Genomic DNA, 1,777 nt, shown 5'->3' on the forward strand with positions numbered 1-1,777 from the left:
GCCGATCCGAAGTTCGTCAGCTACAACCCGACCGGCACCGGCGACTACCGCCTGCAGAGCAGCTCGCCGGCCGTGAACAAGGGCATCAAGGCCAATGCCCCGACGGTCGACATCGCGGGCGCGCTCCGTCCGAAGGGCGGCGCATGGGATATCGGCGCCTACGAGAACTACTGATCTCGAAGGCCAGGCGGAGCCGAACGGCTCCGGCATATCCTGCACAGCCCCACGATGGCCAGCCCATCGTGGGGCTTTTTATTTGGGAAACCCGACACCTTTCATTTGTCGATCTTCCTTCACCGGATACAGGCGGCTTTCTGCTTGCCGATCAACCAGAGAACCTGTGCCCGCGCTAACTGAACAGCATCATTTGTTTTCGCTGAGCATCTTGCCGCGCTCGAATTCCATCCGCTATTAACTTCCCGTGCTTTTGAAAGGGTCGTTTCGAATATGAAACAGCCTTTATAGAACAATTATTTTCAAATAATTTTTATACAAATCAATTAAATGTTCTTTAACTTTTCTAATTCACTCGGGAAATATCCTTTGCGGAAATATTATCCTAGGAAAAATTTTCTGCAAAAACATTGAACTAATGCAGTTTCCTGCTCTCAAAGTTTCGCTTTCACTTTTTTGAGAAGGAAATACCCTGATGAAAAACGTAGTCAACTTTGCTTCGAATGCCCGCGTTAATGCCCTCCTCTGCTGCAGCGCAGCCGTCCTGCTGACCGCTATCGGCGGCAACGCCTACGCCGCTGATAACGCCACGGCATCCGAAGCGACTGTTGCCACCGCGACGAGCTCGGTCGACCAGGTCACCGAACTCTATCGCACCCTGCTCGGCCGCGAGCCGGACACCGCCGGCCTCGCTTATTGGGTTGGCCACGTCAACAACGGCCTGCCGCTGGACACCGTGCGCGTCGCCCTGATGAGCAGCCAGGAATACCAGAACCGCACCGCATCGACGGCCGACAACTCGTCCTATCACCTGTACGTCGCCACCACCGGTTCGGACTCGAACCCGGGTACCAAGGCACGTCCGTTCAAGACCATCAACAAGGCGGCCTCGGTCGCCAAGGCGAGCACTACCGTGCACGTGGCGCCGGGCACCTATAACGGCAACGTCACGACCAAGCTCAGCGGCACCTCGACCGCCAAGATCCGCTTCGTGTCCGACACCAAGTGGGGCGCCAAGATCGTTGGCAGCGGCAAGGAAGTCATGTGGCTGAACAACGGCAGCCATGTCGAGATCAACGGCTTCGACATCAGCGGCCCGGGCCGCCTCGGTATCCAGAACATGGGTTCGAACACGCTGGTGACAAACAACCGCGTCCACCACATCACCGTGTCGGGCGGTTGCACGGGCTCCGGCGGCGCCGGCATCGTCAACGCCAACTACAGCAGCTCGGCCGGCGACATCGTCGGCAACGTGGTGCACGACATCGGCAAGCCGGGCGGCTGCAACGGCGTGCAGGGCATCTACTCGTCCAACAAGGGCAGCAAGATCCTGAACAACATCGTCTACCGCGCCTCGGCCTACGGCATCCACCTGTGGCACGCCGCAACCGATTCGACCATCGCCAACAACACCGTGTTCGCCAACGGTTCGAGCGGCATGGGTGGCGGCATCGTCACCGGCGTGGGCGACAAGCCGGGCAACATCCAGCTGAAGAACACGAAGGTCATCAACAACATCGTGTACAAGAACCCGCGCCAGGGCATTTCGCAGTACTGCTACTCGGGCCAGAGCTGCATCGGTTCGGGCAACGTCACCGCGAAC

2 protein-coding genes are annotated in these 1,777 nt (G+C 58.4%); both read left to right on the top strand.

Going from position 1 to position 1,777, the window contains the following annotated elements:
- On the top strand, positions 1-174 hold a 174-nt coding region (locus YWC_RS34155), incomplete at its 5' end, for a choice-of-anchor Q domain-containing protein (RefSeq protein ID WP_307177249.1).
- Positions 175-649: 475 nt separating this feature from the next.
- Positions 650-1,777: right-handed parallel beta-helix repeat-containing protein (locus YWC_RS31180; protein WP_084416636.1), on the top strand; the 1,128-nt coding region annotated here is incomplete at its 3' end.

The sequence above is a fragment of the Massilia alkalitolerans DSM 17462 genome, assembly GCF_000427785.1.
In the GTDB taxonomy this organism is placed as follows: Bacteria; Pseudomonadota; Gammaproteobacteria; order Burkholderiales; family Burkholderiaceae_D; genus Telluria; species Telluria alkalitolerans.